Here is a 15329-nt window from a genome sequence, read left to right as displayed (position 1 = left end):
GATGTGGCTCGCCGTGTTTCTGGGCGCCGTCGCCGCTACCGTCGGCGTGCTTCTGCTGTGGCCGCGGGCCGCACGGGATGCGGCGGCGCCGCTGGCGGCGGCCGCGCCGCCGCCAGCGGCATCGGTGTCGGCGGCGGTGCCGGCCGCTTGGCCGGCGGCGCTGGACGGCGTCGACGCCGAACCGAAACGGGTGGCGCTGACGCCCGTGGGGCGGGCCGAGCCGGCGGCCTACAGCATGGCGCTGGCGCGCCAGAACGGCGACCCGCGCACGCCGCCGATCAGCCGCGACGAGGCCGCCGCAGCGCCCAGCGCGGCCGAACTGGCCGATCCGAAAGCCTACCAGGGCTACGAGTCGCGCCAGAACATGAAGCTGTACGCCGGCTACGTGCAGGCCGCCGACGCCGACCTGCCGGCACTGCGGCGCGACATAGCGCGCGGCCGCGAAGCCGGCGTGCCGGCCGCGGAAATCGCCAAAGTCGAGGAAAAGCTGCGGCGCATCGACGCGATGCGCGCGCAACTGCTGGCGCGGCACCCTGAGCTGGCGCCCCGCTGAACGTGCCGATTTCGTAGGTCGGGTTGGCCCGAAAGGGCGTAACCCGACTGGCGTCGGCAGCGGCTCGGCGGCGGATTACGCTCCGCTAATCCGACCTACGAACGCTTCACTTAGCGGCATTAGGCCCTGACCCCAGGCTTACGCCCCGGGTGTTGACCGCCTCAACGCCGAAGCCGCCTTATCAGTCAAGGTCGAACCGGCAGCGTGGCCAGGAACGCGTGGATCTGCGACACCACGGCGGCGCCTTCGCCGACCGCCGCGGCGACCCGCTTGGTCGAGCCGGCGCGCACGTCGCCGATGGCGAACACGCCCGGCACGCTGGTTTCCAGCGCGGCGCGCGGCGGCGCCTCGTCCGGCACATGGCCGGGGTGGCCGTTGGCGCGGCATTGCGCGCGCGTGACGTCGAAACCGGTGCGGATGAAGCCGTGGTCGTCGACGCCGACGCCGCAGTCGGCCAGCCAGTCGGTGTTCGGCTCGGCGCCGACAAACAGGAACACCTGGCGCACGCCGCACTCTTGCTCGTCGCCGTTCTGGTTGTTCCGCCAGCGCACAGACGCCAGGCCATCCTCGTCGCCCTCCAGCGCCACCAGCTCGGTGTGCGTGTGCAGCACGATATTGGGCGTGGCGGCGATGCGCTCGATCAGATAACTCGACATGCTGGCGGCCAGGCCGGCGCCGCGGATCACCACGTGCACGCGCGCGGCGTGGGCGGACAGGAACACGGCGGCCTGGCCGGCCGAATTGCCGCCGCCCACCAGCAACACCTGCTGCTCCTTGCACAATTTGGCCTCGATCGGCGAAGCCCAGTAATACACGCCGCGGCCCTCGAAGGACTTCAGGTTGGCCAGCGACGGCCGGCGGTAGCGCGCGCCGCAGGCCAGCACCACGGTGCGCGCTTTCAGCTCGGTGCCGTCGCACAGCGACAGGCGCGGCGGATAACTTTCGCACTGCAGGCGCGCGGCGTTGGCGGGAATGGCGATCTCGACGCCGAATTTTTGCGCCTGCACATAGGCGCGTCCGGCCAGCGCGCGTCCCGAAATGCCGGTCGGAAAGCCCAGATAATTCTCGATGCGGGCGCTGGCGCCGGCTTGGCCGCCGTAGGCGCGCTGCTCCAGCACCAGCACCGACAAGCCCTCCGAGGCGGCGTAGACGGCGGTGGCCAGGCCGGCCGGGCCGGCGCCCACCACCAGCACGTCGAACACCTTGCCGTCGTTTAAGTCGGGCAACAAGCCCAGGCAGCGGCCCAGCTCGACATTCGACGGATTCTTCTTCACGCTGCCGTCCGGGCACACCACCAGCGGCCACTCGCCGGGCTGGGGCTGGTGGCGCGCCACCAGCGCGGCGGCGCACTCGTCGAGGGCCGGGTCGAGCACCGTATGCGGATGCCCGTTACTCGACAAGAAACTCTGTAAATGGTGCATATTGCCGTTGCCGCGCGGCCCGACCAGCACCGGACTGCCGGAATTGAACTCGAGCAGACCGACGCGGCGCAAGATCAGCGCGCGCACGATACGCTCGCCCAGCTCGGCCTCGGCTACCACCAGCGCGCGCAGCGACTCCGACGACACCACCAGCACCTCGACGTCGCCGACGGCGTGGCCGTTGACCAGCGCCGGACGGCCCGACAACTGCGCCACTTCGGCGCTGAACTCGCCGGGGCCGTGCTCGGTCACCGGCGTCATCGTGCCCAGGCCGTCGTTGCGGCTGATCGCGATACGGCCCGACAACACCACCAGCATGCCGAAGGTACTGCTGCCGGCCTCGAAAATGCTCTTGCCGTCGCGGAAACAACAAGGGGCGCCGAAACGCTGCAGCCGCCTGAGCTCGGCCGCCGTCAGCACCGGGAACATCTGCTGCCGGCGCGACGCGACATCGACCATCGGTGCCTGGACGGGATCGTCCTTGCCCGCTTCGGGCACAAACTCCGGTACGCTGCTCATCGCCATGCCCCATCCCCCAAAATGAAAAAGACCGTAGCGGCCAGTCTAGCGCAGAATCTTCACAACAAGCTAGGGTGCCGGGCTGGGGAGGCAAGAAAACCGTCGTATCGGGACCTGGCCCGGGGGCTGGCGGATACGCGCCGGCGGTTCTCGGATTAGAATGGGTGTTTTGTTGAATTCAATCACAGACGATGGCTTATAAGACACTCGAAGATACGATCGGTAATACGCCGCTGGTGCGCTTGACGCGCTTGCCCGGCGCCGATGCGCTCGCGCGGAATAACATTATCCTGGGTAAGATGGAGGGCGACAATCCGGCCGGGTCGGTCAAGGACCGCGCCGCCATGTCGATGTTGCGGCGCGCCGAGGAGCGCGGCGCCATCAAGCCGGGCGATACCTTGCTCGAGGCCACCAGCGGCAACACCGGCATCGCGCTGGCGATGGCGGCGGCGCTGCGCGGCTACAAGATGGTGTTGCTGATGCCGGAGAACCTGAGCATCGAGCGGCGCCAGAGCATGGCGGCCTATGGCGCGCAAATCGTGCTCACGCCCAAGACCGGCGGCATGGAGTATGCGCGCGACTTGGCCGAGCAGATGCAAAAGGACGGCCAGGGCATTATCCTGGACCAGTTCGCCAACCACGACAATTCGCGCGCCCACTACGAGGGCACCGGCCCGGAGATTTGGCGCGACACCGACGGCCGCGTCACCCATTTCGTCAGCGCCATGGGCACCACCGGCACCATCATGGGCGTGTCGCAGTATTTGAAGGAGCACAATCCGGCCGTCCAGATCATCGGCGCGCAACCGGAAGAGGGCTCGTCGATTCCCGGCATCCGCAAATGGCCGGAGGCTTACCTGCCGAAAATCTACGACAAGGCCAGGGTCGACCAGATTGAATACGTCAGCCAGGGCGCGGCGGAGCGCATGGCGCGCCGTTTGGCGGCGGAAGAGGGGATTTTCTGCGGTATTTCGGCGGCGGGCGCCTGCGAGATCGCGTTGCGCGTGTCGCAAACCGTGGAGAACGCGACGATCGTCTTCATCGTCTGCGACCGCGGCGACCGTTATCTGTCGACCGGGGTGTTTCCTGCGTAACTGAGTTAAGTCACTTCGTAGCTTGACCGGCTAGCCGGTCGCGTACAACCCTGCAACGCTGCTGCCGCCTCCCCGCGAGGGGAGGGGCGCCAGCGCGAACGCGACACCGCAGGGATTAACCTTGCGGTGTTTCGCCTTCCTTTGGTTTGAACTGTTTGTCGCTGATGCGGAACTTGTTGCGGCGGTCGCCCATCAAGTAACGCAGGTCGCGAATGCTCAGGTCGCTCACTTCGTGCATGCGAATCAGCAGCGAGGCGCCAACCGGCAGGCGGTGGTGGCGGATCTTGCTGATCACCGGGGGCGCGACTTCCAGCGCGCGGGACAGGGCTGCGTCGTTCTTCAGGCGCAGGTTTTCGATCAGGGTGTCCAACAATCTGTTTGGATTGTACTGGAGCAAATCATCGGATTCCGAATCGCTGTTCATATCAATGCCGACTTGGTTTGTCATGTTCTAATGTTCCTTCTGTAGTTGCACTGCAAAGTAAAAACACTCGGAGCTCGCTCTTGCTGCGTCAATGTTCATTCTTTACTAAAGGAACGAATTCACACACGGTCGGATCCGGGATACAGGTTTCGTAATGTCGTAATATATGCACAATTGTACAACATGAAGCAATCTAATACTCATAAGCAATAAAGAAACAGCGCGTTACCACCAAATTACTGTTGTCAAAGTGCAACATGAATTTGGTATTTACTACGCTTACGCCGCGTCAAAAAATAATAATATGACAATTCTAAGTATAAAGCAATTCGGGGCTGATGCGCCACACGATAGCCACAAAGCGGCTGTGCGGCTCCACCATACGGGCGCGGCGCGCCAGTATCAACCTTCCTTACGCTTTCTTACAAGTAAGAAAGACGTCTTTACATGCCGCGCGCCAATTGTACGGCGCGGCCCAGGTCGAGCACCGACATGGCGTAGAAGTAACTGCGGTTGTATTGCGTAATAGCAAAAAAATTGGCGCTACCCAGCCAATATTCGGTTGCTTCCGAGCCATTTTGCAAGTCTACCAGACCAAACAACCTTCCGCCGGGCAAGGGCGTGTCGCTGCTGACGCCGGCGGCGAGCAGCTCGTCCGGGCGGAACTTCGCTTCGAGACCCTGGCCGATGAAAGGTTCCCAGGCCCGTCCCGGCGATACCGCGACCGGCAGCGCGAACGGGCGCGCCAGGTCGCGCTGCCAGCCGTGTTGCACCAGGAAGTGGGCGACGCTGCCGATGGCGTCGCCGGCCGAGCCGCGCAGGTCGATGCGGCCGTCGCCGTCGAAGTCGACCGCGTGCTTGAGGATGCTGCTGGGCATGAACTGCGGCAGGCCGACCGCGCCCGCATAGGAGCCGAGCAGCGAGAGCGGGTCGACGCCGCCCTGGCGGGCGAACAGCAACGCGCTTTCCAATTCGCCGCGGAAAAATTCCATGCGCGCCAGGCGGGTCGGCGTTTCCGGGTAGGAAAACGCCAGCGTGGTCAGCGCGTCGAGCACGCGGAAGCGGCCGGTGTTGCGCCCGTACACGGTTTCGACGCCGATGATGCCGACGATGATGTCGGCCGGCACGCCGTAGACGCTTTCGGCGCGCGCCAGCGCCTCGGCGTTGTCGTTCCAGAATTTGACGCCGGCGTCGATGCGCACCGGCTCGACGAAGCGGGCGCGGTAGGCTTGCCAGTTTTTCGGCTTGCCCGGCGGCGCCGGCTTCATCAGCTGGATCGCGCTGTCGACGTAGCGCACCTTGGCCATCAGCGCGTCCAGCTCGGCGCGGTCGAACTGGTGCTTGGCGGCGATGTCGTCGAGGAACTGGCCGACTTGCTTCCATTCGGCGAAGTTGACGAATTCGCTGTCGGTATCCGCCTTCGGCTTGGCTGTCGGCGCCGGCGTGGCCTTGCGGCTGGCTTTGGCGTGGCCGGGTTTGTGTGGCGCGGCGCTGGCCGCGGCCGCGCCCAGCAACAGCGGCAGGGCCAGGATCAGGGCGCTCAGGGAACGGGTGGTGTGGGGCACGGAAAATCTCATCGGGATTGGTTGAGCAGGCGGCGCAGGGTGGGCAGCGCCGCCGCTTTGTCATGGGGACTGGCGACACCATACTTGATCGCGCCGTAGATTGCCAGAAAGCGCGCGGCGGCGGCGCGCCGTTCGGCCGGCGCCGCCGTCGCCGCCAGCCGCTTGGCGTAGCCGTGCGGACCTTCGTGCGGCGCGCGGGCGCAGCCGCGGCGCGCCTGCTGGCGGCAGAACGCGGCGTACAGCGCGTCGAACGGGTCGCGCTGGCGGCGCCGCCGCAGCGCCCATACCAGCGCCAGCAACGCGCCCGCCAGCGCGGCGCCCAGCAGCGCCTGCCAATTGCCGGCGCTCTGGCCGAGCTGCGCCAGCACGCCGCGCTGGCGTTGCGGGTTGTAGTCGAGCACCCACTGGTTCCAGCCGTTGTTGACGGCGTTCCAGTTGAAGCGCAGCGTCGCCAGCAGCGAGCCGGGGCCGCCCATCAACTCGTGCAGCCCCCGCAGGCCGAAGCCGCCGGACGCCGGCAGCGCGCCGGCCAGGTTGCGCTCGACCCGCTCGGGTGCGACCGCGGCGGTCGGGTCGACCCGCAGCCAGCCGCGCCCGGCCAGCCAGACTTCGGCCCAGGCGTGGGCGTCGGACTGGCGCACCGTCAGGTAGCCGTCGACCGGGTTCATTTCGCCGCCCTGGTAGCCGGTGACGACGCGCGCCGGAATGCCCATCGCCCGCATCAGCACGACGAAGGCGCCGGCGTAGTGCTCGCAGAAGCCGGCCTTGCTGTCGAACAGGAACTGGTCGACCGCGTCGCGCCCCAGCAGCGGCGGTTGCAGCGTGTAGAAATACCGTTCTTGGCGGAAGGTGCGCAGCACCGCCTCGATGGCCTCGGCGGGCTGGCGGCCGGCCGCCGTGCGCGCGGCCCAGGCCAGCGCGCGCGGATTGTAGCCGGCCGGCAGCGCCAGCCACGCCCGCATGCGCCCGGCCGGCTCGTCGGCCTGCAGCGCGTAGTCGAGCACCGAGCTGACGCGGTAGCGGGTGCGCTGGGCGATCGGATTCAGCACCATCACTTCCAGCGCCGGCGAGACCGCCTGCGCATTGCCGTCGAGTTCGTAGAGCCGCTCGGGCAGGTCGAGCGCGAACAACCAACGCTGGCCGCTCGGCTCCAGCGTGACCTGGTAGCGCAGCGACGGCCCGTTCAGCTTGATCTCGACTTGCTCGGGCGCGCCGCCGCGGCGCGCCGCGCCCAGCCGGGTCCAGGTGCGCCCGTCGTAGTCGCCCAGCACGATGCCGCGCCAATACAACTGCCGCTGCGGCGGCGCGGCGCGCTCGAAGCGCACCCGGAACGCCGGCTCCTCCGATTGCGCCAGGTTGGCGATGGCGCCCGGCGCCATCGTCTCGGACAGGCCGGTGCGCCCGCTGTGGCTGTCGCCCGGCAGGCCCCACAGCGGCCCCTCGATGCGCGGGAACAGCACGAACAGCAGCAGCGCCAGCGGCGCGGCGGCGCCGACGATGCCGCCCGCCAGGCGCAGCCGGCGCGCCAGCGGCGGTTGCACGCCGCTGTACTGGAACGACAGTTGCGCCGCCAACAGCACGACAATGGTCAGCAGCATGACGGCGGCGGTGGCGATGCTCTGCGAATAAAAGAAATTCGTCAGCAACAGGAAGAAGCTGAGGAAGACCACCACGAACAGGTCGCGTTTGGCGTGCATTTCCAGCAGTTTGAAGGCCAGCAGCAGGGCCAGCATGGCGACCCCGGCCTCGCGCCCGAGCAGCGTGCGGAAGCTGGCGTAGACGCCGCCCATGGCCAGCAGCGACAGCGGCAGCAGCAGCCACAGCGGCGGCAGGCGGGTGCCGCGCACGGTGATGACGGCGCGCCACAGCAGGCTGGCGGCGACGCTGGCGACGCTCCACGGCGGCAGGTGGGCGGCGTGCGGCGCCAGCACCAGCACCGCGGCGAACAGCAGCAACAAGGTATCGGCCTTGTCGCGCGGCAGGCGCGCCAGGGCCGGCGCCAGCGCGCTCCAGCGGTGGCCCGGGCGCGCCGGCTTCATGCGCGCCGCGCCTGGCCGTGCAGCGCCAGCGCGCGCAGGCAGGCGCCCTGGTGCGCCTCGCCCAGCGCCGCCGCGAACTCCAGCGCCCCCAGGCGCAGCGCGTAGGGCAGGGCGCGGCGCTCGGCTTCAAGCACCCAGCTGGTCATGCGCGAGAGCCGTGTTTCCAGGTCGAGGTCGGCGGGCAGCGCGGCGAAGTCGAGCTGCAGCTGGGCCGGCGCGCCGCCCTCGAAGTGTTTGCTCACCAGCTGGCCGCCCAGCGTCGTGTCGAGCCGGGCGATCTGGCGCCAGGCCAGGTGGCGCATCGGGTCGCCGGGCTGGTAGTTGCGGATGCCGGCGAAGTCGTCCTGGCCGGCGCCGGCGCCGACGCCCTCGCCGGCGGCGCCGGCCAGCGGCAGCGCCGGCGCGTCGGCCTCGGGAAACGGGTACACCAGCACCCTGGCGTCGGGTTGCCAGTAGCCCCACGCATGGAACAGGCCGAGCGGGAAGCGCGTGCTCAGGCGCACCCGCGGCGCCGCCAGCCAGCCGCGCGCGCCGCTGGGGCAGGACAGCAGCAGCGGCGCGCTGGCGCCGGCGGCGACGTCGGCGACGTGGCGCGGCGCCCCGGCGCTGATGAAGTCGAGCCAGATGGCGAAGCGGTCGCGTTTGCCGCGGTTGTGGATGTGCAGCTCGAAGCGCGCCTCCTCGCCGGCGAAGACCGGCTGCGCGCGGCCCGGCGCCAGGTGCAGCAGCGCCAGGTTGTGCGCCGTCAGGACCATGTCGACGACGGCGCAGGCGGCGCTGAAAAAGGTCAGCGCGAAGCCCAGCCCGAGCTGGTAGTTGATGGCGCCGATGAACAGCAGCAGTAGCAGGGCGGCGAAGGCCAGCCCGGCCCGGCTGGGCACGATGAAGACCCGGCGCTGGCTCAGGAACACCTCGCCCGGTTCGCTGTCGCGCAGCTGGAACAGGCGCCGGTCGAGCAGCGCGCGCAGGCGCCGCTTCAGCGTGGCGCTGGCGGCCCGCATGCGCTACACCGGCACCGCTTGTTGCAACTGCAGCACCAGGTCGCGGCTGGCCAGGGCGATGCCGTGCGCCGACTTCAGCGGACGCAAGCGGTGTGCGCAGACCGGCACCAGCACCGCCTGCACGTCCTCCGGTATCACGTGGTCGCGCCCCTCCAGCGCGGCCCAGGCGCGCGCCGCCTGCAGCAGGGCGATCGCCGCGCGCGGGCTGAGCCCCTCGGCGAAGGCGCCGTTCTGGCGCGAGGCCTGCGCCAGCGCCTGCACGTAGTCGACCAGCGCGGCCGAGGTGTGGATCGCCCGCAGCGCGCGCTGCGCCACGCCCAGCTCGGCCGGCGTCATCGCCGCCGGCAGCGTCTTGAGCATGCTGCGGCGGTCTTCGCCCAGCAGCAGCGCGCGCTCGGCGGCCGGGTCCGGATAACCCAGCGACAGGCACATCAAAAAACGGTCCAGCTGCGACTCCGGCAGCGGGAAGGTGCCGACCTGGTGCGCCGGGTTTTGCGTGGCGATGACGAAGAACGGCTCCGGCAGCGCGCGCGTGACGCCGTCGGCGCTGACCTGGCGCTCCTCCATCGCCTCGAGCAGGCCGGACTGGGTCTTCGGCGTGGCGCGGTTGATCTCGTCGGCCAGCAGCACCTGGGTGAAGATCGGCCCCGGGTGGAACACGAAGCTGTTCTTTTCGCGCTCGTAGATGGAGATGCCGGCGACGTCGGCCGGCAGCAGGTCGCTGGTGAACTGGATGCGGTTGAATTGCAGGCCCAGCGAAATGGCCAGCGCGTGCGCCAGCGTGGTCTTGCCGACCCCGGGCACGTCCTCGATCAGCAAATGGCCGCCGGCCAGCAGGCAGGTCAGCGCCTGGCGCACCTGCAAGTCCTTGCCGACGACGATCTGGCCGACCTGGCGCGCCACCGCGTGCATTTTTGTGAACATGAATATCTTCCGTGAAAACGCCGGCGCCGGCGCCAATGCGGGACTGTCGAAGCGCGAAACGCCGGGCGCGTGGTAGATTATCGATATAAACACATTTTATGCGTCTCATCACGCTTGCCAATGATTCTATGCGAGAACGGCGCAATGGGGGCAAGAATGATCTTGACGTGATCGTAGCGGTACAGAAAACGAGACATGAGCACAGCCATTTACAGCCATACCGATTGCCAGCGCCACGAAATGGGCGACTGGCACCCCGAGTCGCCCGCGCGCCTGCAGGCCATCAGCGACCAACTGATCCTGGCCCACATCCACGACCTGCTGGAGCACCGCGAGGCGCCGCTGGCGCAGCTGGCCGACATCGAGCGGGTGCACAGCCGCAAGGCCATCGCGCTGGTGCGCGACAACGTCCCCGCCGCCGGCGCGTACTACCCGCTCGACGGCGACACCCTGCTCAACGCGCACAGCTGGAACGCGGCGCTGCGCGCGGCCGGCGCGGCGGTGGCGGCCACCGACGCCGTCATCGACGGCGAACTCGACAACGCGTTTTGCGCGACCCGCCCGCCCGGCCACCACGCCCGCCCTTGCGAGCCGATGGGTTTTTGCCTGTTCAATAACGTCGCGGTCGCGGCGCGCCACGCGCTCGACGCGCGCGGGCTGGAGCGGGTCGCCATCATTGATTTCGACGTCCACCACGGCAACGGCACCGCCGAGGCGTTCGCCAACGACCCGCGGGTATTGATGACGAGTTTTTTCCAGCACCCGTTCTATCCGTTCAGCGCGGTCGAGCCCTACACCGACAACTGCGTCAACGTGCCGGTGCCGGCGCGCGCGAAGGGCGACGTGGTGCGCCAGCTGGTGCTGGAGCACTGGCTGCCGGCGCTGCACCGGCACCGGCCGCAGATGCTGTTCATCTCGGCCGGCTTCGACGCCCACCGCGAGGACGACATCGGCGGCATGGGGTTGGTCGAGGCCGACTACGCCTGGATCACGCGGCAGATGATGGCGCTGGCCAAGCTCTACGCCAAGGGCCGCATCGTCAGCTGCCTCGAAGGCGGCTACAACCTGTCGGCGCTGGGGCGCAGCGTGGCCGCGCACGTGCGCGCGCTGGCCGAGCTGGACTAGCTGCCAAGGCGCCGGGCATGCGACAGTCCAAGCGCGCATGAGCATTTCCTCAATCTTGTCCGCGGGCTGCCCAGGAAAGTCGGACGCGGCCGCGCCAACCACGTAAAATAGCGGATTGACCGAACGATTTTGAAGGTAATAGCATGGCGATACAATGGTACCCCGGACATATGAACGCCGCCCGCAAGAAGGCGGCGGAGTCGATGGAAAACACCGACCTGGTGATTGAAGTGGTCGATGCCCGGCTGCCCGAGGCCAGCTGCAACCCGATGGTCGAGGAGCTGCGCCTGTTCCGCCAGCGGCCCTGCCTGAAAATCCTCAACAAGACCGATTTGGCCGATCCGGCCGCCACCGCCGCCTGGGTCGCGTATTACAACGCGCAGGAAGGCGTGACGGCGTACGCGATGACGACCAAGAAGCCGGGCGAGGTCGCGCGCATCCCCGATCTGGCCAAGTCGCTGGCGCCGCACCGCGGCGTGCCGACCAAGCCGCTGCGCATCATGATCATGGGCATCCCCAACGTCGGTAAATCGACGCTGATGAACGCGCTGCTGAAAAAGCGCGTGGCCAAGGTCGGCGACGAGCCGGCCGTGACCAAGATGCAGCAGAAGCTCTACCTCGACAAGAACACCATCCTGACCGACACGCCCGGCATGCTGTGGCCGAAGATCGCCATTCCAAGCGACGGCCTGATGCTGGCGGCCAGCCACGCCATCGGTTCGAACGCGCTGATCGAGGAGGAGGTGGCGGTATTCCTGGCCGAGGAGCTGCTCAAGCGCTACCCGGCGCTGCTGACCGCGCGCTACGGCTTCAAGACCGAGGAGCTGGACGCCATCGCCGTCGTCGAAGGCATCGCGGCGCGCCGCGGCTACCGCCAGAAGGGTGGCGACTTCGACTTCGAGAAGGCCTCGCACACGCTGCTGCTGGACTACCGCAGCGGCATCCTCGGGCGCATCTCGCTGGAGACGCCGGAGACGCGCGCCGTACTGCTGGCCGAGCACGCCGCCGAAATGGAGGAAAAAGCCGCCAAGGCCGCCGCCGCGGCCGCCGCCAAAGCCAAGGCCGCCGCCAGCGGCCGCCGCGGCACCTGAGCTAAACGACGGCGACGCCTCAAACAAGCACCGGCAAAGAGGGGTGTCGTAGGTCGGATTCGCGTAGCGTAATCCGACCTACAAAACCTGGCCAACTTAACGCTGTTCGGCGGCACTCACCCATCCACCGCCTCATCCGCCTCATCCGGCGCGGCCGCCTGGCCGAAGCGAAAGCTCGACACCGCCAGCGCACCGAAGAACTCATCCTCGTGGTACACTGTGGCGGCAGCCTCCTGCTCGGCCGCGCCCAGCGCCACCATTAGCGGCAGCAGGTGGTCTTCGTACGGATGGGCTTGTCGCGCCGCCGGCGCCTCCGACCAATTCAGCAGCTGCGCCAGGCGCTCGGCCGGCGCCAGCGCCATGGTTTGGCGCAGCCAGGCGTCGAACTGGTGCGAGGCGTGGCCGCCGCCGGCGCCGAACTGGCGCAGGTTGTGGTAACTCAGGCCGCTGCCGACGATCAGCACGCCCTCGCGCCGCAGCGGCGCCAGCGCGCGCCCGGCCCGCACGTGGGTCAGCGCGTCGTAGCCGTGCTTGAGCGAAAGCTGCACCACCGGCACCCCGGCCTGCGGATAGATCGGATACAGCAGGCTGAAGGTGCCGTGGTCGAAGCCGCGCCGGTCGTCCAGGCTGGCCGGCTGGCCGGCGCCGTCGAGCAGGGCCTTGACGCGCGCCGCCAGCGCCGGTTCGCCCGGGGCCGGGTACTGCACCTCGTAGGTGTGCGCTGGAAAACCCGAGTAGTCGTAAATCATGCCCGGCTGCGCCCCCGACGAGACCAAAAACTGCGGCCCCTCCCAGTGCGCGGTGACGACCAGGATGGCCCGCGGCGGCGCGCCGAGCTGGCGCGGAATGTCTTGCAGCGACGCCTGCAGCTTGTCGTAGCGGCCGCCGTACTGGTCCAGCATGTACGGCCACGGGCCGCCGCCGTGGGACAGGAAATAGGTGGCAAGCAGGGTTTCGGTCATCGCGTACTCCAGGTTGGGCATGGCTGCTCGGACGCAGCCTGCGATGTCTCCACTATAGGCATCGCTTGATCGATTATCAATCGCGCGATAGCGGACCCGCAGCCCTTAAGGCGGGCTTAATTTGCCCGCGGAGAGGGCTTTTTTCGCCACCCGCCCCGAACGGACGGAGGAAAAAGTGGTAATCTCGCCCCGTTCGCTACTCTTACGATGAAGGATTGTTATGCGTTTTCTGCGTCTCTTGCTCGCCGCCGTCACTTTGATGGCCTCCACCTCCGGCGCTTTCGCGGCCGAGCCGAAAAACGGCGTCGACTACACCACGCTCGAATCGATGAACCGCCCGGACACCGGCAAAAAAATCGAGGTGATCGAGTTTTTCATGTATTCCTGCCCGCATTGCTACGCGCTGGAGCCGTTGATGAGCGAATGGGTCAAAAAACAGGGCGACAAGATCGCCTTCCGACGCGTGCACATGGCGTTCTCCGGCCCGCAAGACCCGCAGGCGCACGCCTACGTGACGCTGGAGGCGATGGGCAAGCTTGAGCTGCTGCACGACAAGATCTTCCGCGCGATCCATGTCGAGCGCAACCGCTTGAACAAGGACGAGGCGCTGACCGCCTTCATCGCCCAGAACGGCGTCGACAAGGCCCAATACCTCGAATTCTTCAACTCCTTCGCGGTGCAAACCAAGATGAAGCGCGGCGTGTCGCAAATCAACACCTTCAAACTGACCAGCGCGCCGAGCATCGTCATCGACGGCCGTTTCGTCACCTCGCCGTCGATGGCCGGGCGTCCGGGCCAGACCGAGGCGCAATCGCAGCAAGCGACGATCCAGGTGCTGGACGCGCTGGTAGCGAAGGCGCTGCGGGAAAGCGGCAAGGGCGCCGCCGATGTTGCCGCCAAGCCGGTGAAGAAATAAGCGGAAGCGCGTGCGATGAAACAGCTTCCATGGACATTGCTGGCGTTGACGCTGGGCCTGATCGTCTGGCTGTCGCTGGCCGTGATCAACGCCGAGAACCAGCGTAACGCGCTGATCACGCGCGCCTGCGCCGACCCGGTCTTCAAAGGCGAGGTCGACGCCAAATGCCTGGCGAACATCCAATCGCGGCAGAACTGGTGGCAGCACCTGACGTACGCGCTGACGCACGTCAAGCCCTAAGCCGCGGCGCCCCGCGCCATGCCGTCCAACGTCGAGTTGGACGGCTTTTTTTTTGCCCGCTTGCCGCCAATCGTCCCTACAACCCCGGGGAGTGTTGCGTTGCGCGGGGCCACTTGTTGATCTTGATCCATATCCGTAAATCAATGCCGGGCCACGATGTGGACAAGTTGCGTCGCTGCAAGCGAGTCGTTCACCACACGTTTTATCCCAAAGGCGAAACATGAAAATGACACTCAAGGCGCGGCTGGGCGCCGTGATCGGTATGCTTTTTCTGCTGTCGGTTGGCATCGGTCTGCTCGGCTTGTATGGCATCGGCAAGGCCAACGCGGGGCTCGAAACGGTGTACCAGGACCGCACCATCGCGCTTGAGCAGATTTCGCGCATCGACCGCTTACTGGTGAGTAACCGGCTGGCCCTGGCCGAGATGCTGCTCGACCCGGTCGCCGGCAAGATCGACGGCGGCGCGCAGTTGGTCGACAAGAACGCGGCGGAGATCGGCAAGGCGTGGGGCGCGTATAGGACGACCGCGCTGACGGTCGAGGAAAAGCGCCTGGCCGACCAGTTCGCGCTGGACCGCGGCGTCATGCTGCGCGGGGCGCTGTTGCCGGCGGTGGCGGCGCTGCGCGCGGCCAATGTCGACGCCGCCAGGCAGTCGCAGAAGAAACTCGAGCAGTTGGCGTTGCCGGTTCGCAGCGGCATCGACGCGCTGCGCCAGTTGCAGCTCGACGTCGCCGGCAGCGAGTACCGCGCGGCGCTGGCGCGCTACGCGACGATACGCGCGCTGATGCTGGCGGCGGTTGCGGCGGGCGCGCTGGCGGCGGTCTTGCTCGCTTATGTGTTGATCCGCAATATCTATCGGCAGTTGGGCGGCGAGCCGGAGGACGCGATGCATATCGTCCAGCGCATCGCCGGCGGCGATCTGAGCGTGCCGATCGCGCTGCGCCCCGGCGACAGCCGCAGCCTGCTGTGCGCGATGCAGGCCATGCAGGACAATCTGGCCGGCACCGTCGGCGCCATCCGCCTGACGACCGACACCATCGCCTGCGCCTCGACCGAAATCGCGGCGGGCAACCTGGACCTGTCCTCGCGCACCGAGCAGCAGGCCAGTTCGCTCGAGCGGACCGCCTCGTCGATGGAGGAGCTGACCTCCACCGTCAAGCAGAACAGCGACAGCGCGCGGCGCGCCAACCAGCTGGCGCTGTCGGCCTCCGGCGTGGCGGTGCGGGGCGGCGCCGTGGTGGCGCAGGTGGTGCGCACGATGGGCTCGATCAATGAATCGGCGCGCAAGATCGCCGACATCATTGGCGTCATCGACGGCATCGCCTTCCAGACCAATATCCTGGCGCTGAACGCCGCGGTGGAGGCGGCGCGCGCCGGCGAGCAGGGCCGCGGCTTCGCGGTGGTCGCCGCCGAGGTGCGCAACCTGGCGCAGCGCTCGGCCGCCGCCGCCAAGGA

General features: G+C 67.7%; 14 protein-coding genes. 7 read left to right on the top strand and 7 right to left on the bottom strand.

What is annotated here, in order from left to right:
- Window positions 1–553 (top strand): hypothetical protein (locus ACFDR9_RS23485; RefSeq protein WP_409032532.1); only part of this gene is annotated, 553 nt, incomplete at its 5' end.
- Between the two features lie 185 nt (window positions 554–738).
- Here the strand turns inward: ACFDR9_RS23485 and ACFDR9_RS23480 are convergent.
- Window positions 739–2499 (bottom strand): FAD-dependent oxidoreductase, encoded by a 1761-nt coding sequence (locus ACFDR9_RS23480; RefSeq protein ID WP_409032531.1) that lies wholly within the window; start codon window positions 2497–2499, stop codon window positions 739–741.
- A 185-nt stretch (window positions 2500–2684) separates the two neighbouring features.
- Here ACFDR9_RS23480 and cysM point away from each other — a divergent pair, with 185 nt between their 5' ends.
- Window positions 2685–3587, top strand: a complete 903-nt coding sequence (cysM, locus tag ACFDR9_RS23475) for a cysteine synthase CysM (protein WP_017876953.1) — start codon at window positions 2685–2687, stop codon at window positions 3585–3587.
- Between the two features lie 115 nt (window positions 3588–3702).
- Here cysM and ACFDR9_RS23470 read toward each other — a convergent pair whose 3' ends face one another.
- The 5 genes from ACFDR9_RS23470 to ACFDR9_RS23450 all read right to left on the bottom strand — a co-directional run bounded on the left by ACFDR9_RS23470 (window position 3703) and on the right by ACFDR9_RS23450 (window position 9540).
- The gene (locus tag ACFDR9_RS23470; RefSeq protein WP_017876952.1) at window positions 3703–4035 is read right to left on the bottom strand and encodes a hypothetical protein; all 333 of its coding nucleotides are present in this window, start codon (window positions 4033–4035) and stop codon (window positions 3703–3705) included.
- Window positions 4036–4454: 419 nt separating this feature from the next.
- Window positions 4455–5588: a lytic murein transglycosylase B gene (gene mltB, locus ACFDR9_RS23465; RefSeq protein ID WP_026132930.1), complete on the bottom strand. Its 1134-nt coding sequence runs from the start codon at window positions 5586–5588 to the stop codon at window positions 4455–4457.
- Window positions 5585–7615 (bottom strand): transglutaminaseTgpA domain-containing protein, encoded by a 2031-nt coding sequence (locus ACFDR9_RS23460; protein ID WP_409032530.1) that lies wholly within the window; start codon window positions 7613–7615, stop codon window positions 5585–5587. Before ACFDR9_RS23460 ends, mltB begins: the two co-directional genes overlap by 4 nt.
- Window positions 7612–8616 (bottom strand): DUF58 domain-containing protein, encoded by a 1005-nt coding sequence (locus ACFDR9_RS23455; RefSeq protein WP_409032529.1) that lies wholly within the window; start codon window positions 8614–8616, stop codon window positions 7612–7614. Before ACFDR9_RS23455 ends, ACFDR9_RS23460 begins: the two co-directional genes overlap by 4 nt.
- Before the next feature lie 3 nt (window positions 8617–8619).
- Window positions 8620–9540 (bottom strand): AAA family ATPase, encoded by a 921-nt coding sequence (locus ACFDR9_RS23450; RefSeq protein ID WP_409032528.1) that lies wholly within the window; start codon window positions 9538–9540, stop codon window positions 8620–8622.
- Window positions 9541–9735: 195 nt separating this feature from the next.
- Between ACFDR9_RS23450 and ACFDR9_RS23445 the strand changes: the two genes are divergently transcribed.
- Window positions 9736–10665 carry a histone deacetylase family protein gene (locus ACFDR9_RS23445; protein WP_017876947.1) on the top strand — a complete coding sequence of 310 codons (930 nt, stop codon included), beginning with the start codon at window positions 9736–9738 and terminating at the stop codon, window positions 10663–10665.
- A gap of 143 nt (window positions 10666–10808) precedes the next feature.
- Entirely contained in the window at window positions 10809–11756 is a 948-nt protein-coding gene (gene ylqF / locus ACFDR9_RS23440) for a ribosome biogenesis GTPase YlqF (protein WP_409032527.1), read from the top strand.
- A gap of 116 nt (window positions 11757–11872) precedes the next feature.
- On the opposite strand, the gene ACFDR9_RS23435 is transcribed toward ylqF, so the two are convergent.
- Window positions 11873–12739 carry a DODA-type extradiol aromatic ring-opening family dioxygenase gene (locus ACFDR9_RS23435; protein WP_409032526.1) on the bottom strand — a complete coding sequence of 289 codons (867 nt, stop codon included), beginning with the start codon at window positions 12737–12739 and terminating at the stop codon, window positions 11873–11875.
- A 199-nt stretch (window positions 12740–12938) separates the two neighbouring features.
- Between ACFDR9_RS23435 and ACFDR9_RS23430 the strand changes: the two genes are divergently transcribed.
- From ACFDR9_RS23430 to ACFDR9_RS23420, 3 genes are all read left to right on the top strand, one after another.
- Window positions 12939–13634 (top strand): thiol:disulfide interchange protein DsbA/DsbL, encoded by a 696-nt coding sequence (locus ACFDR9_RS23430; RefSeq protein WP_409032525.1) that lies wholly within the window; start codon window positions 12939–12941, stop codon window positions 13632–13634.
- Between the two features lie 15 nt (window positions 13635–13649).
- Window positions 13650–13874, top strand: coding sequence for a hypothetical protein (locus ACFDR9_RS23425; RefSeq protein ID WP_035787670.1), 225 nt, complete (start codon window positions 13650–13652; stop codon window positions 13872–13874).
- A gap of 220 nt (window positions 13875–14094) precedes the next feature.
- A partial coding sequence (locus tag ACFDR9_RS23420) for a methyl-accepting chemotaxis protein (RefSeq protein ID WP_409032524.1) occupies window positions 14095–15329 on the top strand: 1235 nt, incomplete at its 3' end.

Source organism: Janthinobacterium sp. CG_23.3, from assembly GCF_046115965.1.
Classification (GTDB): domain Bacteria; phylum Pseudomonadota; class Gammaproteobacteria; order Burkholderiales; family Burkholderiaceae_D; genus Janthinobacterium.
The sequence above is the reverse complement of the archived record's forward strand: the minus strand, read 5'-3'. Positions and strand labels throughout refer to the sequence as shown.